We start from the raw sequence: 22,264 nt of genomic DNA, 5'->3' as shown, positions 1-22,264 counted from the left end.
CCGGACGAACCGGCCCGACAGGAAGCAGTGAGGCGACATGAGGGAAGCAGTCATCGTTTCGACGGCACGGACGCCGATCGGGAAGGCGTACCGCGCCGCAAGCGTGGCCGCCACGTCGGCGAGTGAACACATCACCGTCAACGCCCTCGCGCCGGGCCCGTTCCCGACCAGGATGATGGCGCGCGTCCTGGACGACCCCGAGCTGCGGGACGCCGTGGTCGAGCGGGTGCCCCTCGGCCGCGTCGGCACCCCCGAGGGAATCGCGAGCCCTGCGATCTTCCTCGCCTCCCGCGCGGGCGCGTACCTGACCGGCACGGTGATCCCCGTGGACGGCGGGATCTCCGGGACGCGCTGACCGGGTCGCCGGTGAACGCCACCGCGCCACACGAGAACGCCCACACAACCTCTCCCCCTGAAAGGCGGTTCGGCGGCTATGAGCTGGTTCGACGACAGGCCGTGGACGGCCCAGTACACCAAGCGGATGGCGGAGGTGGAACCGGTCCCTGATCGCACCACGCTGGAGCTGCTGGCCGACGCGGTGGCCACCGCACCCGACAGTCCGGCCCTCACCTACCTCGGGGGCACGCTGACCTACCGGGAGGTGGACGAGCTCTCCGACGGGGTGGCGCACTACCTCCTCGAGCGCGGCTTCCGCCCCGGCGACCGGCTGGCGCTGTACTTGCAGAACGTCCCGCAGTTCGTGCCGGCCCTGTTCGGCGCCTGGAAGGCGGGCGGCGCGGTCGTTCCGCTGAACCCGATGTACCGGGACGAACTCCAGCACATCCTCACCGACGCGGGAGTGTCCGCGATCGTGTGCGATGAGCACGCCTGGGCGGAACACGTCCGTGAGCGGGCCACCGCGGCGGGGGTGACGACCGCGCTCACCGCTGACCCGCTGGACCTGCAGACCCTGGACGACCCGCGCATCTTCGCCGGCCTGACCCGGCGGCGCAGCGAGGGCGCCGACGACATCCTCGACGTGGCGAGGGCACGGGCGGGGCGGCGGCCTGCCCCTCCCGGGCTGACCCCCGACGACATCGCACTGATCTCCTACACCTCCGGCACCAGCGGACTTCCGAAGGGAGCGACCAACACCCACCGCAACCTGACCGTCAACGCGGTGCTGCTGCGGCTGTACGACCAGGTCCCCGTGGGCTCACCGATATTCGCGCTGGCCCCGCTGTTCCACATCACCGGCATGGTCGTCCAACTGCTCAACGCGGTCGACCTGGCGAGCCCTCTCGTACTCGCCTACCGCTTCGAGCCGGGGGTGGTGATCGACGCGCTGAAGCGGGAACGGCCCGCTTTCATGGTCGGGCCGTCCACCGCGTACATGGCGCTGATGGCACACCCCGACTACTCCGCAGAGGTGTTCGGCTCGCTCAGGACACTCAACTCCGGCGGCGCCCCGCTGCCCCCCGCGGTCGTCGAGCGGTTCCAAGAGCAGACGGGACGGTACATCCGCAACGGCTACGGGCTCACCGAGACCAGTGCCCCGTGCGTCGTGGTGCCCATGGACAGGGAGGCTCCCGTGGATCCCGACTCAGGCACCCTGTCGATCGGCCTGCCGCTTCCCACCGCCATGGTCCGTATCGTCGGCGAGGACGGCAAAGACCTGGGACCGAACGAGGTCGGCGAGATCGCGGTCGAGGGCCCCATGGTGGTGCCCGCGTACTGGAACAGGCCCGAGGCCACCGCGGAGTCGATCCCGAACGCGCGGCTGCTCACCGGCGACGTCGGTTTCATGGATCGGCATGGCTGGGTGTACGTGGTCGACCGCAAGAAGGACATGATCAACGCCTCGGGCTTCAAGGTGTGGCCTCGCGAGGTCGAGGATGTCCTCTACCGGCACCCCGCGGTGCGCGAGGCCGCCGTGGTGGGGGTGCCCGACCCGTACCGCGGCGAGACGGTGGCGGCCTTCGTCAGCCTGAGGCCCGGCGGATCCGTCGAGCCCGAAGAGCTGGTCGCCTACTGCCGCGAACACCTGGCCGCCTACAAGGCCCCTCGGAAGGTCAGCATCCGCGACGAGCTGCCCAAGACCACCAGTGGCAAGATCCTGCGCCGCGAACTGCGCGGGGCGGCGTCCGCGTGACGGGCGAGAGGAGCTGAAGGATGGCCGGCCTGCCAGAGGTCCTGGCCCTCGACGAGATCGCACCGGACCGGTTCCGGTCCGGCCCGATCCCCAGCCAGTGGCCGCGGACGTTCGGTGGCCAGATCGCCGCCCAGTCGCTGATGGCCGCGGCGCGTACCCTCGACCGGTCGTACTCGGCCCACTCGATGCACGGGTACTTCCTGCGGCCCGGCCGTCCGCACGAGTCGACGGATCATCTTGTCGAGCGGATCCGCGACGGCGGCAGCTTCTGCACCCGCCGGGTGACCGCAGTCCAGGCGGGGGAGGCAATCTTCACGATGACGGCGTCTTTCCACCTCGGGGATGAAGGGTTCTCCCACCAGGTGGACATGCCGGCGGTGCCGGCACCCGGCCACATCCCGGAGTCCGACCTCATCAGCGGCTGGAGCATGCCGCGGCCCGCGGAATGGCGCGACTGGGAGATGCGATGGGTGCCCAGAGGGGAGATCGGCCACGTTCCGGAGGCGCCGGCCTGCCAGCGGGTGTGGATCCGGTACGGACGTCAGCTGCCGGACGACGGTGCCGTCCACACCTGCGCGCTGACCTATCTCAGCGACATGGCGCTGTTGGGATCCGCGCGGCTGCCACATCCCCAAGCCGTCGTACAGGGTGCATCGTTGGACCATTCGCTGTGGTTCCTGCGTCCCTTCCGCGCGGACGAGTGGCTGCTGTACGACCAGGTCTCCCCTTCGGCCGAGCACGGCCGGGCGCTCACCCGCGGAAGGCTGTTCGACACGGGCGGGCGTCTGGTGGCCGCCGTCGCGCAGGAGGGACTCATGCGCTTCGACCGGCCCCGGTCGATGGCGGGCCGCGACACAGAGGAAGGGACGCATGGTGCGCACGCCTCAGCGAGCGTTCCGTAATCCCCCCGGCCCCGACCATCGCCGACGTCCACTGATCAACGCATTCAGGAAGTGGTGCCACGCATGTCCATCCAGTACAGCGTCACCGGACGCACAGCGATCCTCCGCATCGACAACCCTCCGGTCAACGGGCTCGGGCACGTAACGCGGAAGGGCATCGTGCAGGGTCTGCAGCGCGCCCTGGACTCCGCCGATGTCGATGCCATCGTGCTCACCGGCCGCGAGGGATCCTTCTCGGCCGGGGCCGACATCTCGGAGTTCGGCACGCCCAGGACGACCGCCGCACCGAGCCTCGGCGACGTCATCGCGGCCCTGGAGGACGCAGGCAAGCCGGTCGTGGCGGCGATCGACGGCACCTGTTTGGGCGGCGGACTGGAACTCGCGCTGGGCGCCCACTATCGGGTCGCGACATCGAGCAGCAGGATCGGCCTCCCCGAGGTGCACCTCGGGCTGGTCCCCGGCGCCGGCGGCACGCAGCGACTGCCACGTGTCGTGGGAGCCGACGTCGCGGCGGACATGATCAGCGGCGGGGCACCTTGTACGGCGCGGGCGCTCGGAGACCTCCCGGGGCAACGGCTGCTCCATCGGATCGTGGACGGTGACGTGATGGCGGCGGCGATGGAACTCGCGGTCGAGGTCGCCGCGGTACGGCCGCTCCCTCGGGTTCGGGACCTGAGCGTCGGTCGCGACGATGCGGGCGCGGTAAGGGCGATGCGAGAGCGCCTGCGCCGGCGCAGCCGCGGATTCGTGGCACCGGCGAAGGCTCTGGCACTGGTCGAGAAGGCGGGAACCACACCGTTCGAGGAGGGCCTGGCCGAGGAGCGCACGGCATTCCTGGAGTTGATGAGCGGCGAGCAGTGTGCCGCGCTGCGCCATGCCTTCTTCGCCGAGCGGGCGGCCCGCAAGGTCTCCGACGTCCCGCCCGAGACGCCGGCACGGACGGTGGACAAGGTGGCCGTCATCGGTGCCGGAACGATGGGCGGCGGCATCGCGATGAACTTTCTGGGCGCGGGGATTCCGGTCACCATCGTGGAGAGCAGCCAGGAGGCGCTCGACCGCGGCTTGGACGTCATGCGCCGCAATTACCAACGTCAAGTGGACAAGGGGAAGTTGACGCTCGGCGGGCTGGAGCAGCGCATGGCGCTCCTGACGCCGACCCTGGACTATGCGGACGTGTCGGACAGCGACCTGGTCATCGAGGCGGCCTTCGAGGACATGGACGTCAAGCGTTCGGTGTTCACCCGGCTCGACGAGGTGGCGAAACCCGGCGCGATTCTGGCGTCGAACACCTCGACCCTCGACATCGATGCGATCGCCGCGGTGACCGGGCGCCCCGGGGATGTCCTCGGCATGCACTTCTTCAGCCCCGCGAATGTCATGAAACTGCTGGAGATCGTGCGCGGGGCCAAGACCGCGGACGACGTGCTGGTCACGGCCATGGCGGTGGGACAGCGGATCGGCAAGACCGGCGTGGTCGCCGGGGTATGCGACGGCTTCATCGGCAACCGGATACTGGCCAAGTACCGGGATGCGGCGACGGCACTCCTCCGCGCGGGCGCGACACCGGCCGAGATCGATTCCGCCGCAGAGCACTTCGGTTTCGCCATGGGCCCGTTCCGAACGGCCGACCTGGCGGGCAACGACATCGGATGGGCGATCCGCAAGAGGCGCTACGCGGAGGACCCCGGCATGCCCCGGGAGGAGATCTCCGATGCCCTGTGTGAAAGGGGACGGTTCGGGCAGAAGGCTGGTGCCGGGTGGTACGACTACGCGCCCGGCAGCCGAGAGGCGATCCCGAGCCCTGTTGTCGAAGACCTGCTGGCTTCATTCCACGCCAAGCATGGCACCGAGCTCCGTACCTTCGAGGCGGATGAGATCGTGCAGCGACTCGTCTTCGCACTCATCGACGAGGGCGCGCGCATCCTCGATGAAGGCATAGCCCTACGCGCCTCGGACATCGACGTCGTCTACATCGCGGGGTACGGCTTCCCGAGGTACCGCGGCGGACCGATGTTCTACGCCGACACGGTGGGTGCCGCACATGTCCTCTCCGGACTCAGGCGGTTCCACGGAGATGACGGTTGGGAGCCCTCGCCGTTGCTGATGCGGCTGGCCGGCGAGGCCGGGACATTCAACTGACGCCACCACCGCAGATGTGGGACCCGGCGGTTACGGGCCGCCCGGACCGCGACCCTCCAGGTAGGAGTCGCGGTCCGGGCCGCCGCGCCGCGCGGGGCTGGCCCGCGGCGCAGCCCGAGGTTGTCACACGGGAATGGTGGGCGGCCGGAACGTGCGACGGTACGCCTGGCGCAACTGCCGATCACGGGAGTCGACGTCCGTTTCTTGACACCATGCAAACCCCGGCGTGGGCCCGGTAGCACGAGCGCCGGGCCCACGCGCTGAGGTGAGTGCGGACTCTGCCGTGCAGTCCCGCCCACGATGGTCAGTTGTCGACTGCGGCCCGTGCCGGCAGGGTGACGATCATCTTGCCGGTGTTGTCGCCGCGGAGCATGCCGAGGAATGCCTCGAGGTTGTTCTCGATGCCTTCCACGACGGTCTCCTCGTAGTGCAGTTTCCCGTCGCGGATCCAGCCGCCGACCTCCTGCACGAACTGCTGTTGCAGGTCGTTGTGGTCGGAGACCAGCAGGCCGCGCAGGGTGAGGCGCTTGCCGATGGCGAGTGCGAGGTTGCGTGGGCCGGGGGCCGGCTCGGTCGCGTTGTACTGGGCGATGGCCCCGCACAGCGCTGCGCGGCCGTGCACGTTGAGGGCGCCGATCGCCGCCTCGAGGTGGTCGCCTCCGACGTTGTCGAAGTAGACGTCGATGCCGTCCGGGGCCGCGGCCTTGAGCTGCTCGGCCACGGGCGCCTTCTTGTAGTTGAAGGCGGCGTCGAAGCCGTACTTCTGGAGGAGCAGTTGGACCTTCTCGTCCGAGCCCGCACTGCCGATGACCCGCTTGGCGCCCTTGAGCCTGGCGATCTGCCCGACCTGGCTGCCGACCGCGCCGGCCGCGCCGGAGACGAAGACGGTGTCGCCCTCGTGGAACTCCGCCACGCGCAGCAGGCCCGCATAGGCGGTCAGTCCGGGCATGCCCAGGACCCCGAGGTACGTGCTCAGCGGAGCGTTCCCGGCGTCGACCTTCACGGCGTCCGCCGCATCGAGGAGCGCGTACTCCCGCCAGCCGAGCCCATGCAGGATGTGATCACCCACTGCGGCGGTCCCGGCGGGGGAGTTATCGCCCACGGCGACGACGACGCCGACCGCGCCCCCGTCCATCGGCTGGTCCAGCTGGAAGGGAGGGACGTAGGACTTCACGTCGTTCATCCGGCCGCGCATGTACGGGTCGACCGACAGGTGCAGGTTGCGTACGAGGATCTGACCGGAGCCGGGCGCGGCGAGGGGCACCTCGCGCAGGGCGAAGTCCTGCGGCCGGGGCGCACCGTTCGGGCGGGCGACCGGGTGCCATTCACGGCTGGTAGTGGGAAGGGCGTTCATGATGGGGATAACTCCTTCTTCTGTGCTCACACCGGCTGAAGGGGGATCAGCTGAGGGGCTTGGCGAGGACGGCTTTGCGGTGGCTGAAGGTCTCGAGGGAGTAGCGGCCGTGGTAGCTGCCCATGCCGCTTTCGCCGACCCCCCCGAACGGCAGGTCGGAGATGGTGAGATGGGCCAGCGGCAGGCCGAATCCGAGGCCACCCGAGGAGGTGTCGGCGGCGAGCCGCTCCCGGGTGGTGTCCGATTCGGTGAACGCGTACAGGGCCAGCGGCTTGTCGCGGTCGTTGATGAAGTCGATGGCCTCGTCGAGCCCGGCCACCTCGACGATCGGGAGGATCGGACCGAATATCTCCTCCTGCATGACGGGCGCGTCCGGTGACACCTCGGCCAGGACGGTCGGCGCGATGTACTTGGTGTCCCGGTCGTACGCCCCGCCGGTGACCCGGCGGCCGGAATCGAGGAGGGCGGTCAGCCGGTCGAAGTGGCGCTCGTTGACGATACGGCCGTACTCCGGGGAGCCGGACGCGTCCGGTCCGTACAGCTCCTCTACGGCCTTGGCCAGCGCGCCCTCCAGTGCGCGTGCGGTCTCACGGTCGGTGAGGACGTAGTCGGGGGCGACGCAGGTCTGTCCGGCGTTGAGGAACTTCCCGGCCGCGAGGCGGGCGGCGACCGTGTCCAGGTCGGTGCCCCGGTCCACGAACGCCGGGGACTTGCCGCCCAGTTCGAGGGTGACGGGGGTGAGGTGCCTGGCGGCCGCGGCCATCACGATGCGCCCGACCGTGCCGTTGCCGGTGTAGAGGATGTGGTCGAAGCGCTGCTCGAGCAGGGCGGTGGTCTCAGGGATCCCGCCTTCGACCACGGCGACCGCGTCGGTGTCGAGGTACTGCGGCAGGAGGCGGGCCAGGGCGGCGGACGTGGCCGGGGCCAGTTCGCTGGGCTTGGCGACCACCGCGTTGCCCGCGGCCAGGGCACCGGCCACCGGGGCCAGCAGCAGCTGAGCCGGGTAGTTCCAGGGGGCGATGACCAGTACGACGCCCAGGGGGTCGTACTGCGTCCAGGCACTCGCCTCTCCCATGAACGCGGGGACGGGGGCCTGTTCGGCCCGCAGCCAGCCGTCGAGGTGCTCCAGGGTGTGGTCGATCTCCCGTATGACGAAGTCGATCTCCGTGCGGTATGCCTCGGTGGCGCTCTTCCCCAGGTCGGCGCGGAGGGCCGCGGCGAGCTCCTCACCGTGCTCGGTGAGCAGGGCACGCATCCGGTGCAGTTGCCCGGTACGCCAGGCCACGGGCTTGGTGGTGCCGGTGCGGAAGGTGGCGCGCAGCCGGGCGACGAGCTCGGCGGGCTGCTCGGGCGCAGAGTTGTTCATGGTTCCCTCACAGGTGCGGGACGTGGACGGGGGAGCTGTCGCCGGCGCCACGGGACAGGCCCGGGCGCCGGCGTCGGGCAAGGGGATCAGCCGCGGTTGAGGATCTCGATGATGTTCCGGGCGAGCTGCTCGGAGGAGGCGGGGTTCTGGCCGGTGTGCAGATTGCGGTCCGCCACGACGTGCGCGGTGAACGGGGCGGCGGCGTCGAAGTCGGCACCCAGTTCCACCAGGCGGTCCTCGAGCAGCCACGTGGCCTTGGCGGCGAAACCGGCTGCGGTCTCCTCGGCGTTGGTGAAACCGGTCATGCGGTACCCGGCGAACGGCCAGCTGCCGTCCTCGCGCCGGGCGGCGAGCAGGGCCGCCGGAGCGTGGCACAGCACCGCGAGAGGCTTGCCGGAGTCCAGCGCAGCGGTGAGCAGGCGGCCGGAGCCGGCGTCGGCGGAGAGGTCCTCCATGGGGCCGTGGCCACCGGGGTAGAGGACGGCGTCGTACGCGTCGAGGTCGACCTCTTCGAGCTTGACCGGGTTCTCCAGCTCGGCGCGGATGGACTCGAGGTACGCGGCGATGGCGTCGGCCTGCTCCTTGCCGCCGGTGGACTCGGGAGCGAGGCTGACGGCGTCGACGGTCGGGGCCACGCCGCCGGGTGTGGCGATGGTGACGTCGAACTCGGCCTCGCGGAACAGCCGGTGTGGTGTGGCGAGTTCCTCAGCCCAGTAGCCGGTGGGGTGCAGGGTGCCGTCGGCGAGCGTCCAGTGGTCGGCGCCGGTGACGACGAACAGAACTGTGGTCACAACTGTCTCCTTCAAAGTGCGCACGGGTCGCGCGGTGGTGGGGTGTCTTCTGGTCCGGCAAGGGGTGTGCCGGTCGTGGCGTGCGGGCGGTGGTGCCCTCAGGCGACGCTGACGATCACCTTTCCGCGGGTGTGGCCTTCCCTGTTGAGCAGTTGCGCGTCGGCGGCCTGCTCGAGCGGGAACGTGGCGGCCACTTCCACGCTCAGCTGCCCCCGCTCGGCGAGGACGGTGAGCGCCTGGAGGTCCTCGGCATCGGGGCGGACGAAGACGTACCGGCCTTCGAGGCCGAGGACGGCGCCGTCCGCGACGGAGGCCAGTCGGCCGCCCTCGGCGAGCAGCCCGGGGGAGATCTTCAGGGCCTCGCCGCCGACGAGGTCGAGGACGGCGTCGACACCCTGCGGCGCCAGGGCGTTGACGCGGTCGGTGAGGCCCTCGCCGTAGGCGACCGGCTCGGCACCGAGCCCGCGCAGGTAGTCGTGGTTGTGGTCGCTCGCCGTGCCGATGACGCGGGCGCCGAGCGCTCGGGCGATCTGTACGGCCAGGGAGCCGACGCCACCCGCCGCGGCGTGCACCAGCACGGTGTCGCCGCTGCCCACGTTCAGGGCGCGGGTCAGCGACTGGTATGCGGTGAGGCCGGCCAGCGGGAGGCCGGCGGCCTCCTCGAAGGTGAGGCCGGCGGGCTTGCGGGCGAGCGTACGGATCGGGGCGGCAACGTACTCGGCGAAGGTGCCGCGTGAGACGAAGTCCTCACGGACGTAGCCGATCACTTCGTCGCCCGGAGCGAACTCGGTGACCCCGGCGCCGGTTTCTTCGACCACGCCCGCGACGTCCCAGCCGGGGATGACGGGGAAGACGGTGTCCATGATGCCGTCCAGGTATCCGGCCTGGATCTTCCAGTCGACCGGGTTGACGGAGGCGGCCTTCACGCGGATCAGTACGGCGTCCGCGCCGAGCTTCGGGTTCGGGACGTCGCCGTACTCCAGGACGTCCGGGCCGCCGTAGGTGCGGTAGGTGATGGCCTTCATGGTGGGGCTCCTTGGTGCGGTGGTGCAGTGGTGCGGTCGTGCGGTGGTGCAGATCGCAGTGGTGCAGATCGGGTGGGTCGTCAGGCAGCCGCGGTGGCGGGGGCCGTCTCGGCGGCGTGCCGGTGTTCCGCACGGGGCGCCTGCCGCTGCCGCTTCAGGCCGACCAGCGCAATGGCCAGGACGCAGGCGAAGGCGGCACCGGCGATGGTGAAGCTCAGGGTGAACTGGCTCTCGGCGGGCAGCGGGGGCACCCCGGCCGGCAGGTGCTCGATGGTCCTGGAGGCGAGCAGCGTCGTGATCAGTGCGCTGCCGATCGAGCTGCCGACGGACCGGGAGATGGAATTGATGCCGTTGGCGATGCCGGTCTGGTGGGGCGGCACCCCCGCGACGATCAGGGCGGGCATCGCGGCGTAGCCGAGGCTGATGGCTGTTCCGACGGCCATTCCGGCACCGATGACCGAGGGGGTCGAGGAGTGTGCGGCGGCCAGCCACGCGAAGCCGGCGATGCCGGCCACCGCGCTCAGGGCGAGGGTGAGACGGGGGCCGATCCTGCGGATCAGCACGCCACCGAACTGGGCGGCGACGAGGGAGGCGATCGTACTGGGCAGCAGGTACTCGACGGAGGCGCGGAGGACGGAGGCGCCGAAGCCGTAGCCCGCGATGTCCCGCGGGACCTGCGCGAGATAGGAGACACCGAGGAACTGGGCGAACATCCCGAATCCGACGAAGAGGCCCGCGAGGTTGCTGAAGAGCACCGGACGGTGGAGGAACATCTTCATGTCGACCATCGGTTCGCGCACGCGGCTCTCGGTGAAGGCCCAGACACCGGCCATGACGACCGCTCCGGCGAAGCTGCCCAGGGTGCGGGCGGACGTCCAGCCCCACTCGTGCCCCTGGGAGATCGGCAGCAGCAGCAGAACCAGGAAGAGCGCGAGGGTGAGCGCGCCGAGGAGGTCGGTGCGCCCGCCGATCTTGGCGCGGCTTGCCGGTACGAGGAGGACGACGGCGAGGAGCGTAACCAGAGCCAGCCCGGCGGCCAGCCAGAAGACGCGGTGGTAGTCGGCGTCCTCGCCGCGGGTCAGCAGGCCGGTGCTGACCAGCGCGAAGCCGCTGCCGAAGGCCAGGGTGCCGCTGACCAGTGACATCGCTCCGGGCAGCCGGTGGGCCGGGACCTCCTCGCGGAGCACCGACAGCGCGAGCGGGAAGATCGCCGTGGCGGCCCCCTGGAGAACTCGGCCCACGATCAGCCAGAGCAGCGAGTCGGTGGTGGCCGCCAGGACCGAGCCGGCGATCATCACCACCAGCACGCCGATCAGGGTCGGCTTCTTCCCCCGCTGGTCGCCCAAGCGGCCCAGCAGGGGGGTGAAGACGGCCGCGGAGAGCAGGGTCGCGGTCGTCACCCAGCTGACCTCGGCAGCACTGCTGCCGAGGCTGGTCCCGATCAGACCGAGGATCGGGACCACCAGCGTCTGCATCATCGACACGACCATGGCGGCGAGGCTCAGGACCAGGACGACTGCGATGTCGCGGGAGTGTCGGCCGGGCGGCGGGACAAGGGTTTGGGACACGGGTGCTCTCTCCGGGCGGGGACGTGGGGCCGGAGCCCGACGGGGGCTCGGCTCAACGAGTAGTTGCTTGATGCACTCAAGCAACGAGATCCGACGGTAGGGGTCAAAGGTTGATGATGTCAAACTTTGATTCTCACCTAGACTGGGAGCCATGTCCCGCACTCCCGCCGCGCACCAGGCCTCCGCGACCCCAGCCCCGCAGGGCAGCGATCCCACCTATGTCGAGCTCCTGGAGCGCCTGGCACGCGCCGCCGCCGGCTACTACCGGGATCTCACCGCGGCGGCCGCAGTACACGGGCTCACCATGACGCAGGCCAAGATGCTCATCCTGTTGCGGCAACCGCTGCCCATGCGGGCCCTCGCAGGACGGCTCGCCTGTGACGCTTCCAACATCACCGGACTCGTCGACCGACTGGAGGCACGCGGACTGGTCTCCAGGCACCTCGACGCGGCCGACCGGCGGATCAAGAACGTGGTCGCCACCGAAGAGGGAAGGGAGGCCGTCCGCCTCATCCGCGCCGACATGCGGGCCACCTCGGCAGCCTTCGCGCGTCTCGATGAGGAGGGCCGCCGCAGTCTCTACGAGCTACTGGGCCGCCTGCACCCCGAGGAGGCAACCTGATCGCCAGCGAGTCGACCTGTGCAAGCCGGTCGTAGCACGCGTCAACGGCTACGCGTACGGCGGCGGCTTCGAGCTGGCCCTGGCCTGCGACGTCAGAGAGGGCTGTGACTCCACGGTCACCACCCTCTTTTGCATGTCGACGATCAGAGTGAGCAGCCCGAACTCCTTGTGCAGCGGGCGCTCGTGATCGGCTGATGAGGCGCTCGCATGCGGTAATCGTGCCCTGCGCTGCTGGGGTGGCTGTTGTCGCGGGGGAGTCCGAGTCCTGTGGTTGGGCGTATCCGGCGGCCGGAAGACGCGCTCTAGCACGACTCCTCCAGGTAAGTACGTGCCAGCGCAGCGGCGCGCGTGAACCAGTCGGCGAGTACGGCGGTTTCGTCCGACGTGTAGTCCGCGAAGAGTTCCGTGAGGAGTGCGGAGTACGGCCCGTAGACGGCTTGCACACGTTCGGCAGCGGCCGGGACCGCGGTGATGCGCACCCGGCGCCGGTCGGCCGGGTCCGGCCGGCGGGTCACGAAGCCGCCGCGCTCCAGGCGGTTGAGGATGCCGGTCACCGCTCCCGTCGTGACGTGCGCGCGCCCGGCCAGGTCGCCGGCGGTGACCGGGGAGTCCCCGGCCTCCAGGACGTACGCGAAGCAGATGAGGTCCGTGACGCCCAACCCCAGGTTGCGGGCGAACTCCTGCTGGCCGACGACGCTCGTCGCGACGAGGTCGTCCATCGCGCTGATCGCGTCTGAGGCGGAGGCGGCGGGGCGGGGCTTGCCCTCCATTGAATTCCCTTAGATCTTAAGATAAATTCCTCACTTGCTAAGACATCATAAGGCCCGGCGTCGGGCCGTGCCACGGCGTGCCGTGCCATGGCCCGGGGGGCGCGAGGAGGCAGGCACGTGAGCGGACATCAGCACGACGAGGGCCACACCATCGCGGGGTGGTCCGGTTGCGCCATCGCCATAGTCGGGGCTGCGGCCGCCGGCGGGGGCATCGTCGGCTGGAGCCCGGGGATCTGGGTGGGGCCGGTCGTCATGGCGTTGGCGGCGCTGGTCGCGTGGCGCCTGCACCTCGCGGGTTGGGGCAAGCCGCCCGGCGTGCGGGCCGCCGACCAGCGGGGCCTCAGGGTGCGGGACCGCACCGCACGCGAGGGGCACGCGGGCTGCCTCGGGTGCCGGCTGGCCGGACGGCGCGGCGTTTCGGTGCGCACGGGTGGCGCGCCCAAGCCCGCCGTCACCACCTCTCGTGCGGGTTCCTAGTTCCTGGGCGGACCTGTCGTCATGGTGCAGGTGTCGGCGGGCGGTGTCGGCCGACACCTGTAGATTTCCTGACCTTGTGGGCCGTCACGAAAACGGTCAAGGGGTCCACGTCGTCGACGTGGACCCCTCCGCCTCTTCCTATGCGACGGCGTCCAGCGCCGGCGCGATGACGGCGAAGGCCCGGTCGGTCAGTGTGGCGGGATCCTCGGCGCCGTCGCTGTCGCTCCATCGTTGCAGCACGGTGTCGAAGGCGGTCAGGGCAATTCCGGCGGCCAGTTGTGGGTACAGATCCGTCGCGGGATCCAGGCCCAGGCGGTCGGCAACCTCCGCCGCGAGTCCGTCGCGCCACTGTGCCTGACGCTCCAGGAAACGGGCGCGCAGGGCGGGCGTGCACAGAATCAGCTGCACCACGCGCAGCGCCTGGTCGGCATGGCCGGCGCAGGCGTCGATGGAGACCCAGACGGTGTGCCGCAGCGCCACCGACGGCGGCTCCTGAGCGGGGCGGCCCGCCAGCTCGGCGCGCATGCCGGTGCCCATTTCGGCCAAAAACTGGATGACCACGTCCTCCTTGGACGCGAAGTACCGGAAGAAGGTCCGCTTGGACACGCCGGCAGCGATCACGATCTCGTCGACCGTGACCGCGTCGAACCCCTTCCGGGCCAGCAGCTTCAGCGCGGCTCCGGTCAGCTCGTCCGAGACGAGCTGACGCTTGCGTTGGGCCAGGCTCACTTCAGGGCGAGTAGTCACCCCTCCATCGTATATGCCATGCCATCGGTGGCATCAAGGATCGGTCTTGACACTGAATGCCACATGAGGCAGCTTATGCCGTATGAGCAATCAGCAGCGCTGGACCGCCGAGCAGATCCCCGACCAGAGCAAGCGCGTGGTCCTCGTCACCGGGGCCAACAGCGGCCTCGGTCTGGCGACCACCCGGGCACTCGCCCGCAAGGGCGCGCACGTGATCCTCGCCGTACGGGACGAGGCCAAGGGGCGCCGGGCGGTCGCGGAGATCACTGCGGAGCACCCGGCCGCCCAGCTCGAGGTGCGCCAACTCGACCTGGCGGACCTGGACTCGGTCCGCGCCTTCTCCGAGCAGCTGCACTCCGACCGCGCGTACCTGGACGTGCTCATCAACAACGCCGGCCTGATGGCGCCACCCCGGACGCTCAGCCCGCAGGGTCACGAAGTGCAGTTCGCGGCCAACCACCTCGGCCACTTCGCGCTCACCGGTCTACTGCTCGACCTGCTGGAGGCCGGGGACAACCCCCGTGTGGTCACGGTGAGTTCGCCCAACCACCGGCAGGGCACCATCTTCTTCGACGACCTCTCCGGTGAGCGCAAGTACTCGCCCATGGGGTACTACAACCAGTCGAAGCTGGCCAACGCCGTCTTCGGCTGGGAACTCCACAAGCGGCTGACCGCGGCCGGCAGCCCGGTGCGAAGCCTGCTCGCACACCCCGGCTACACCTCGACCAACCTCCAGACGAGTTCGCCGGTCGGCATGGTGAAGTTGCTGTTCGGCCGCCTCCTCCTCCCGCTCGCCCAGTCCCCGGACCAGGGCGCGCTCTCTCAGCTGTACGCGGCGACCGCCCCGAACGTGGAGGGCGGGCAGTTCATCGGTCCTGACGGCATGGCCGAGCTGCGCGGCGCACCGAAGCAGGTGGCGCTGGCCCCGAGGGCCTCCGACGCCGAGACCTGCCGCCGCCTGTGGGAGCTGTCGGAAGAGCTGACCGCCGTGCGGTTCGCGTTCTCGGCCGCTGCCTGAGCCCCGAAAGGCACGAAGGTGACCGCGAACATCACCGAGACCAGTCCGTGGATCCGCCGGTACAGCCCGGCCGCGAACGCGCGCGCGAGGCTGCTGTGCCTGCCGCACGCCGGCGGTTCCGCGTCGTTCTACCTCCCCTTCTCCCGCTCGTTCGGGCCCGACGTCGACGTGCTCACCGTCCAGTACCCGGGGCGCCAGGACCGCCGCAACGAGCCGTGCATCGACTCCATCACCGGCCTCGCCGACGCGCTGGTCGACGAGGTGCTCCCGTGGGCCGACCGGCCGCTCGCGATCTTCGGGCACAGCATGGGCGCGATGATCGCCTTCGAGCTCGCGCTGCGTCTCGAACAGCAGGGGGCCCGGCCGCTCGTGGTCTTCGCCTCCGGCCGGCGCGCGCCCTCCCGGCGGCGTGAGAATGCCGCTCCCGTGCACCTGCGCGACGAGACGGGCATGGTCGCGGAGCTGCGGTCGCTCAGCGGTACCGATGCGCGGGTCTTCGAGGACGAGGAGCTCCTGCGGATGGCGCTGCCCGCCATCCGCAGCGACTACAAGGCGGCCGAGACCTATCGCTATGTCGCCGGACCCCGCCTCGCGGCTCCCGTTCATGCGCATGTGGGTACCGACGATCCCAAGGTGACCCTCGACGAGGTGGGTTCGTGGGCCGAGCACACGGACGGCGGCTTCGAGCTGCACACCCACCCGGGCGGCCATTTCTATCTGACCGACCAGATGTCGAGTGTCGCCGTCGCGGTGTCGCGGCAGATCTCGGCACTACTGCCGTAGAGGACTTCTCTAACAGATTTACAGCTTCGATCCCGACTTATTGCTACTTGTGTGATCTGTGCCACTAGCGGACGTTTCCCGGTCATTCTCCTTGTTAAGCTGAATCACCTTTCTAATACCGAGTTCTGCGAGGTGTTGAAGTAGTGGGGGACGTCATGGGGGATGCCGTGGGAGACATGGCAGACATAGATGTGGCCGGCCTTCCGGCCTACCCGTTCATCGGTCCGGACGACAATCCATTTATTCCCGTCAAGGGATCTGACCTGGACCGACTCGAGGGGCCCGTCGGTAAGGTCCGGCTTCCGTTCGGTGGCTGGGCCTGGCTCATTACCCGGCATGAAGACGTGCGGCAGCTGCTGCGGCACCCGGGTTTCAGTTCCGATCAGTACAAGCCCGGGTTTCCGGTGCTGAATCCGATTCCGCCGAAGCAGGACGACGCCTCTGGCCTGTTCATCTTCATGGACGGCGACGCGCACAGCCGCTTCCGGCGGATGCTGACCGCCGAGTTCATGATCAAGAACATCCGGCGGATCGAGCCGTTGATCGAGAAGGACGTGATCGAGGCCCTGGAGCGGATGCGCTCCCTCGGGGCGCCTGCGGACCTGATGAACGAGTTCGCGCTGCCCGTGCCGTCGATGACGATCTGTCACCTGCTCGGCGTCCCGTACGCCGACCATGACTTCTTCCAGCATCACAGCCGCGTGATCATGGACCGGAAGTCCGGCCCGGCGGAGGTCGAGGAGGCCCTCGGCGCCCTGGCCGTCCTCCTCGGAAACCTCGTCAAGACCAAGCGGACCGAGCCCGATGACGATCTCCTCAGCCGGCTCGTGGCCGAGCGCGTGGTGCCCGGCGAGCTCCGGGAGGACGAACTCGTCAGCCTGGCCATGCTCCTGCTCGTCGCGGGCCACGAGACGACCGCGAACATGATCGGGCTCTCCGCCCTCGTGCTCCTCGAGCACCCCGAGCACCTGGAGGCCCTGCGCGAGGACCCGAGCCTGGCGTCGGGCATGGTCGAGGAGCTGCTCCGGTACCTCACCGTCGTACGCACCGGCCTGCCCCGCCTCGCCATGGAGGACGCCGAGATCGGCGGTCAGAAGATCCGCGCGGGCGAGGGCGTCGTGGCGATGCTGGCGATGTCCAACCGGGACGGCTCGGTCTTCGGCGATCCGGACGAGTTCGACCCGAAGCGGCGCGAGGCGCACCGGCACATGGCGTTCGGCTTCGGCCTGCACCAGTGCATCGGCCAGCCGCTGGCCCGCGCCGAGCTGCGGATCGCTCTCGTCGAGCTGGCCCGCCGCTTCCCCAAGCTGCGGTCCGAGACGGCCCTGGCCGACGTCCCGCAGCGTCCCATGGCGGTGACGTTCGGGGTGGCCGAGCTGCCGGTGACGTGGTGACCATGCGTATCACGGTGAACAGGGAGCTGTGCGTCGGTTCCGGGAACTGCGTGGTGAACGTCCCGGAGGTGTTCGACCAGGACGACGAGGAGGGCCTGGTGCGGCTGCAGATCACCGAGCCGCCCGAGGAACTCCATGAGCTGGTCGAGGTGGCTGCCCAGATGTGTCCGGTGGGCGCGATCGACGTCCAGCATCGCGTGACCACGCAGTAACGGTGTAACACACGGGGGAGTACGCCGCGTTTCGATTCTCATCGCGGATCTCGACTCGTCCTGAAGTCCGGAGCCCGCCGAGTTCTTTTCGGCGGGCGACGGGCTGGATATGGGTCTGCTATTCGCAAGTACTGGAATTCCGCGAAGAGATCGAGCGCGCCGTCATGCTGTCCATTCACGCCCGGATTCGTACGACTGTTGTCTTCTCCGGGTGATTTGAGCCGATTGAGGCGAATCCGCCGACCGGGTTCAGGAATGGTTTATCGGCATGCGTTCTTCGCCCCCGTGTGAATTCCACGCAACAGGAAAGTGGATAAATCAATAGGGGGCGTTCAACTTGAACGGTATAAGTCAGGCGCGAGTTATCGTATGCGATCCACATCCCTACGCACGTCGTGGCATTCGTAGAGCACTTGAGCAGGATCCCGCACTCATCGTGGTCGGTGAGGCCGGCGACATCGTCGAACTCCCTTCGGCGGTGGAGTCGTACTTACCGGATGTCGTGGTGCTGGAGGGGCAGTCACAGATCGGCCATGTGCAGGAACTCACCAGCATCGACGCCGCCTTGGTCGTCGTGGGAGACGTGGACACCACCACGCGCTGGATCGGCTTGACCCAGGCCAATGTGCATGCCCTCGTCCACTGCGACGACCCCGAGGAGGAACTGGTGGAGGCGGTCCGCCGGGCGAGCGACGGCACCGGCTACGTCTCTCCCGGCCTCAGCGGGGCGCTGCTCAGGTTCACGCGCGCCATGCTGCCGCGGCACCTGTCGGCCGTGCCCACGCACGCACCACTGACGTCACGCGAGTCCGAAGTGCTCCAACTGGTGCGCAAGGGAATGGCCAACAAGGAGATCGCCCGCCGCCTGGGCCTGAGCGAGAAGACGATCAAGTTCCATGTCTCCAACGTGCTCGCGAAGGCTCATGTGGCGTCCCGGGCCCAGCTGATCGCGTCGGGCGCGGCCATGTGAGAGCTGCGCGGGGAGCGATCGAGCGGGGGCGTCCGCACGGTTGAACCGTGCGCACGCCCCCGTCGTCATGTCGGGACCAAGGCCTGGTCGAAAGTCCTGGTTCCACGGGACGGTCCTGCACCGAAGCCCGGCTGCCGAGCCCCATCCTCTGGCCGAAGCCGCGCCCCCGGTCGGAAACCGATACTCCCCTTATGAAGCCATCCATGTCAGGTGACCAGGGGATCGGCGGGGCCCGCGACACCGCCATCGCAGTGATCGGAGCCGCCTGCCGGGTCCCCTCGGCGTCCAGCCCGGCAGAGTTCTGGCGCCTGCTGTCGGAGGGAACCGACGCCGTCTCGTCCTGGCCGGCGGAGCGCGGCGAGGGCAGCCGGTCCTGGCGTGGTGGCTTTCTGGACGAGGTCGGCACCTTCGACGCCGCCTTCTTCGGCGTGGAGCCCGACGAGGCGGCCGCCGTGGACCCACAGCAGCGGCTCGCGCTGGAGCTGGTCTGGGAGGCAATGGAGGACGCCGGCGTCCGCGACGACCGGCTGCGGGGCTCACGCACCGGAGTGTTCGTGGGCGTCTCCTCCGACGACTACGCCACCCTCGCCGCCCGTAGCGACCGGGCAGGGCGCGGTGAGTTGCACGACTTCACGGGCCGGCACCGCGCCATCGTCGCCAACCGGGTCTCCTGGTCCTTCGGACTGCAGGGCCCCAGCCTCACCGTCGACGCGGCGCAGGCGTCGTCGCTGGTCGCCGTCCACCTGGCCTGCGAGAGCCTCCGACGCGGCGACTCCGACCTCGCCTTCGCCGGCGGTGTGAACCTGATCCTCTCGCCGGAGAGCATGCGGACCACGGCCGGTCTCGGCGCCCTGTCCGCCAAGGGCCGCTGCGCCGCCTTCGACGAGAGCGCCGACGGGTTCGTACGCGGTGAGGGCGGCGGAGTGGTCCTGCTCAAACCGCTCGCCCAGGCCGTCGCCGACGGCGACCCCATCTACTGCGTCATCCAGGGCAGCGCCGTCAACAACGACGGCGGCGGCGACCGCCTCACCGACCCCGAAGTCGCGGGCCAGCGGGACGTCCTGCGCCGGGCCTACGCCGACGCCCGGATCAGCCCCGAGGCCGTCCAGTACGTCGAACTCCACGGCACCGGCACCCCGGTCGGCGACCCCGTCGAAGCCGCCGCCGTGTCCGACGTCATCGGCCGGAGCACCGAGGACCGCGGGCCGCTGCGGGTGGGCTCGGTGAAGACGAACGTCGGCCACCTCGAGGCCGCCGCCGGCATCGTGGGCCTGCTCAAGGCCGCGCTGTCCCTGCGCCACCGTCAACTGCCGCCCAGCCTGCACTTCAACACCCCCAACCCGGCGATACCCCTGGCCGAGCTGAACCTCCGGGTGCAGACCGAACTCGACGCCTGGCCCGCCCCCGGTGCCCCGCTCGTAGCGGGCGTCAGCTCGTTCGGCATCGGCGGCACCAACTGCCACGTCGTCCTCGCCGAAGCGCCGTACACCGGCCGGCCCGACACCGCAGTGAACCGCCCCGCTACCGGCCGGCCCGTGCCCTGGGTGCTGTCCGCCCGCACCGGCCGCGCCCTGGACGCGCAGGCCACCCGCCTGCTCACCCATCTCGAGCAGCAGCCGGACGCGCACGTCGCCGACATCGCCCGGTCGTTGGCGGTCGCCCGGTCCACGTTCGAACACCGCGCCGTCGTCGTCGGCACGGACAGGGACGAGCTCACGTCGAGCCTGGCACGCCTCCACGACGAAGCGGTGAACGGCATCGCCACGTCGGGCAGGACGGCTTTCCTCTTCTCCGGCGTCGGCTCCCACCGCGTCGGCATGGGGCGGGAACTGTACGAGACGTACCCGGTCTTCGCCGACGCCCTCGACGAGGTGCTCGACCACTTCGTCCCCGGTCTCGACCTGCGCGAGGTGCTGCTCGGCGGCCTCGACGACGATGCCGCCGCCGAGGCCCTCGACGGCATGCGCTACATGCAGCCCGCCCTGTTCGCCTTCCAGGTCGCCCTCCACCGCCTGGTCACCTCCTGGGGGGTCGCACCTGACCTGCTCGTCGGCCACTCCTTCGGCGAGATCGTCGCCGCCCATGTGTCCGGGGCCCTGCCCCTGGCCCACGCGGCCGCCCTCGTCGCCGCGCGCGGGGAGCTGATGGAGGAACTGCCACCCGGCGGCGCCATGATCGCGGTCGAGGCGACAGAAGGGGAACTGCTCGCGGCCCTCGACGGCGTCGACGACGTCTCGGTCGGCGTCATCAACGGGCCACGGGCCGTCGTGCTCTCCGGCGCCGACGAGGCGGTCACCCGGATCGCGGACGAGTTCCACGCCCGCGGCCACCGCACGAGCCGGCTGCGGGTCCACAACGCCGCCCACTCGCCGCTGATGGCACCCATGCTGGACGAGTTCGCCCGCAGGATCCGGGGCCTCGCCGTCCGTGAACCCGGCATCCCGATCGTCTCCACCGTCACCGGGCGGACCGGGGCCGCCCTGACAGAGGACTACTGGATCGGGCACCTCAGCGCCACGGTGCGCTTCCACGACGCGATCGCCGCCTGCCGCGAGCAGGGCGTGACCCGGTTCATCGAACTCGGCCCGGGCAGCGTGCTGACCCCGCTCGTCCCCACGTCGGACACGGACCTCGCGGTGGCGTTGCAGCACCGCGACCGCCCCGAGCCGCAGGCGCTGCTCACCGGCCTCGCCGAAGCCTGGGCCGCCGGTGTCTCCGTCGACTGGGCCGAGACGGTAGGCGAGGCCCGGACCGTCGACCTGCCCACCTACGCCTTCCAGCGCAGGCGCTACTGGCTCGACGAACGCCCGGCCGCCGGCGAGGCCGAGCAGCACCTCAGCTCCGCCACGCTCGCCCTGCGCGAGCGCATCCGCACCGAGCCGGACGGATTCCTTGTCCGCTGGCTGGCCGACCACATGGCGGAGACCACCGGCGCCGCCCCCGCCGACCCCGACGCGACCTTCCGCGACCTGGGCCTGGACTCGGTCCTCTCCGTTCAACTGCGCAACCGCCTCGTCTCGGCGACCGGCCTGCGGATGCCCGCGAGCATCCTCTTCGACTACCCGACGCTGAGCGCCCTCGCCGCGCATCTGCACGACCAGATCCTCGGCGTCCTGGGCACCGCGGACGACACCCGGACCGCCGCCCCCGTGACGGCCGCCACCGACGACGACCCGATCGCCATTGTCGGCATGGCCTGCCATCTGCCCGGCGGAATCGACTCGCCGCAGGAGCTGTGGCAGGCACTCGTCGACGGCGTGGACGCCACGTCCGAGTTCCCCACCGACCGCGGCTGGGACCTGGCGAGCCTCTACGACCCGGACCCGGACCACCCCGGCACCACCTACTCCCGCCGGGGCGGATTCCTGGTCGGGGCCGGTGACTTCGACGCCGAGTTCTTCGGGATCAGCCCGCGTGAGGCCGCGGCGATGGACCCGCAGCAGCGGCTGCTGCTGGAGACCGCCTGGGAGGGCCTGGAGCGGGCCGGTATCGATCCGACCTCGCTGCGCGGCAGCAGGACCGGCGTGTTCGTCGGCGCCACGAACATGGAGTACGGACCGCATCTGCACGCCCCGGTCGACGGCACCGAGGGTTTCCGCCTCACCGGCAACACCTCCAGCGTCGCGTCGGGTCGTATCTCGTATCAACTGGGCCTCGAGGGTCCGGCGATGACGGTGGACACGGCGTGCTCGTCGTCGCTGGTGGCACTGCATCTGGCGGCGCAGGCTCTGCGCAACGGCGAGTGCTCCATGGCGCTGGCCGGTGGTGTGACGGTGCTGTCCACGCCGGGCATGTTCGTCGAGTTCTCCCGCCAGCGCGGCCTTGCCGCCGACGGCCGCTGCAAGCCGTTCTCCGACGACGCCGACGGCACGGGCTGGGCCGAAGGCGTGGGCATGCTCGTGGTCGAGAGGCTCTCCGACGCCGAGAAGCGCGGTCACAAGGTCCTGGCGGTGGTGCGTGGTTCCGCGGTGAATCAGGACGGTGGCAGCAACGGTCTGACCGCGCCGAACGGCCCCTCGCAGCAGCGTGTCATC

20 protein-coding genes are annotated in these 22,264 nt (G+C 70.0%); 13 read left to right on the top strand and 7 right to left on the bottom strand.

Annotated elements, in window-relative coordinates; genetic code table 11:
• The first annotated feature begins 37 nt into the window (after window positions 1-37).
• From ABZW18_RS30485 to ABZW18_RS30470, 4 genes are all read left to right on the top strand, one after another.
• Entirely contained in the window at window positions 38-355 is a 318-nt protein-coding gene (locus tag ABZW18_RS30485; RefSeq protein ID WP_356193716.1) for an SDR family oxidoreductase, read from the top strand.
• A 78-nt stretch (window positions 356-433) separates the two neighbouring features.
• Window positions 434-2,092, top strand: coding sequence for an AMP-binding protein (locus ABZW18_RS30480; protein ID WP_356193714.1), 1,659 nt, complete (start codon window positions 434-436; stop codon window positions 2,090-2,092).
• A gap of 20 nt (window positions 2,093-2,112) precedes the next feature.
• Window positions 2,113-2,994: an acyl-CoA thioesterase II gene (locus ABZW18_RS30475; RefSeq protein ID WP_356193712.1), complete on the top strand. Its 882-nt coding sequence runs from the start codon at window positions 2,113-2,115 to the stop codon at window positions 2,992-2,994.
• A 63-nt stretch (window positions 2,995-3,057) separates the two neighbouring features.
• Window positions 3,058-5,133 carry a 3-hydroxyacyl-CoA dehydrogenase NAD-binding domain-containing protein gene (locus ABZW18_RS30470; RefSeq protein WP_356193710.1) on the top strand — a complete coding sequence of 692 codons (2,076 nt, stop codon included), beginning with the start codon at window positions 3,058-3,060 and terminating at the stop codon, window positions 5,131-5,133.
• Window positions 5,134-5,437: 304 nt separating this feature from the next.
• Here the strand turns inward: ABZW18_RS30470 and ABZW18_RS30465 are convergent, their stop codons facing one another.
• From ABZW18_RS30465 to ABZW18_RS30445, 5 genes are all read right to left on the bottom strand, one after another.
• Complete coding sequence (locus ABZW18_RS30465; protein ID WP_356193708.1) at window positions 5,438-6,487, bottom strand: NADP-dependent oxidoreductase; 1,050 nt, start codon at window positions 6,485-6,487, stop codon at window positions 5,438-5,440.
• 46 nt (window positions 6,488-6,533) lie between these two features.
• Window positions 6,534-7,904, bottom strand: a complete 1,371-nt coding sequence (locus ABZW18_RS30460; RefSeq protein ID WP_356193706.1) for an aldehyde dehydrogenase family protein — start codon at window positions 7,902-7,904, stop codon at window positions 6,534-6,536.
• A 35-nt stretch (window positions 7,905-7,939) separates the two neighbouring features.
• Window positions 7,940-8,644, bottom strand: a complete 705-nt coding sequence (locus ABZW18_RS30455) for a type 1 glutamine amidotransferase domain-containing protein (protein WP_356193703.1) — start codon at window positions 8,642-8,644, stop codon at window positions 7,940-7,942.
• 98 nt (window positions 8,645-8,742) lie between these two features.
• Window positions 8,743-9,669, bottom strand: coding sequence for an NADP-dependent oxidoreductase (locus ABZW18_RS30450; protein ID WP_356193701.1), 927 nt, complete (start codon window positions 9,667-9,669; stop codon window positions 8,743-8,745).
• 80 nt (window positions 9,670-9,749) lie between these two features.
• Complete coding sequence (locus tag ABZW18_RS30445) at window positions 9,750-11,237, bottom strand: MFS transporter (RefSeq protein WP_356193699.1); 1,488 nt, start codon at window positions 11,235-11,237, stop codon at window positions 9,750-9,752.
• A 151-nt stretch (window positions 11,238-11,388) separates the two neighbouring features.
• Between ABZW18_RS30445 and ABZW18_RS30440 the strand changes: the two genes are divergently transcribed.
• Both ABZW18_RS30440 and ABZW18_RS30435 read left to right on the top strand, forming a co-directional pair.
• The gene (locus ABZW18_RS30440) at window positions 11,389-11,859 is read left to right on the top strand and encodes a MarR family transcriptional regulator (RefSeq protein ID WP_356193696.1); all 471 of its coding nucleotides are present in this window, start codon (window positions 11,389-11,391) and stop codon (window positions 11,857-11,859) included.
• A complete protein-coding gene (locus tag ABZW18_RS30435) occupies window positions 11,795-12,046 on the top strand; it encodes an enoyl-CoA hydratase-related protein (protein WP_356193694.1) in 252 nt (83 codons plus the stop codon). The genes ABZW18_RS30440 and ABZW18_RS30435 overlap by 65 nt, the downstream gene beginning before the upstream one ends.
• A 115-nt stretch (window positions 12,047-12,161) precedes the next feature.
• Here the strand turns inward: ABZW18_RS30435 and ABZW18_RS30430 are convergent, their stop codons facing one another.
• On the bottom strand, window positions 12,162-12,629 hold the full coding sequence (locus tag ABZW18_RS30430) for a MarR family transcriptional regulator (protein ID WP_356193692.1): 468 nt from the start codon (window positions 12,627-12,629) through the stop codon (window positions 12,162-12,164).
• A gap of 117 nt (window positions 12,630-12,746) precedes the next feature.
• Here ABZW18_RS30430 and ABZW18_RS30425 point away from each other — a divergent pair, with 117 nt between their 5' ends.
• A complete protein-coding gene (locus ABZW18_RS30425; RefSeq protein WP_356193689.1) occupies window positions 12,747-13,106 on the top strand; it encodes an HGxxPAAW family protein in 360 nt (119 codons plus the stop codon).
• Between the two features lie 138 nt (window positions 13,107-13,244).
• Here ABZW18_RS30425 and ABZW18_RS30420 read toward each other — a convergent pair whose 3' ends face one another.
• Window positions 13,245-13,853, bottom strand: coding sequence for a TetR family transcriptional regulator (locus tag ABZW18_RS30420; RefSeq protein ID WP_356193688.1), 609 nt, complete (start codon window positions 13,851-13,853; stop codon window positions 13,245-13,247).
• A gap of 82 nt (window positions 13,854-13,935) precedes the next feature.
• On the opposite strand from ABZW18_RS30420, the gene ABZW18_RS30415 reads away from it, so the two are divergent.
• From ABZW18_RS30415 to ABZW18_RS30390, 6 genes are all read left to right on the top strand, one after another.
• Window positions 13,936-14,871 (top strand): oxidoreductase, encoded by a 936-nt coding sequence (locus tag ABZW18_RS30415; RefSeq protein WP_356193685.1) that lies wholly within the window; start codon window positions 13,936-13,938, stop codon window positions 14,869-14,871.
• Window positions 14,872-14,889: 18 nt separating this feature from the next.
• A complete protein-coding gene (locus ABZW18_RS30410) occupies window positions 14,890-15,654 on the top strand; it encodes an alpha/beta fold hydrolase (protein WP_356193683.1) in 765 nt (254 codons plus the stop codon).
• Between the two features lie 176 nt (window positions 15,655-15,830).
• On the top strand, window positions 15,831-17,048 hold the full coding sequence (locus tag ABZW18_RS30405) for a cytochrome P450 (RefSeq protein ID WP_356193680.1): 1,218 nt from the start codon (window positions 15,831-15,833) through the stop codon (window positions 17,046-17,048).
• A gap of 2 nt (window positions 17,049-17,050) precedes the next feature.
• Complete coding sequence (locus ABZW18_RS30400) at window positions 17,051-17,260, top strand: ferredoxin (RefSeq protein ID WP_356193677.1); 210 nt, start codon at window positions 17,051-17,053, stop codon at window positions 17,258-17,260.
• A gap of 436 nt (window positions 17,261-17,696) precedes the next feature.
• A complete protein-coding gene (locus tag ABZW18_RS30395; protein WP_356193675.1) occupies window positions 17,697-18,230 on the top strand; it encodes a response regulator transcription factor in 534 nt (177 codons plus the stop codon).
• Window positions 18,231-18,433: 203 nt separating this feature from the next.
• On the top strand, window positions 18,434-22,264 hold a 3,831-nt coding region (locus ABZW18_RS30390; RefSeq protein WP_356193673.1), incomplete at its 3' end, for a beta-ketoacyl synthase N-terminal-like domain-containing protein.

Source organism: Streptomyces sp. NPDC004647, from assembly GCF_040609575.1.
GTDB lineage: Bacteria > Actinomycetota > Actinomycetes > Streptomycetales > Streptomycetaceae > Streptomyces.
Note: the sequence above shows the minus strand (reverse complement) of the source record. Positions and strands in the feature narration are given on the sequence as shown.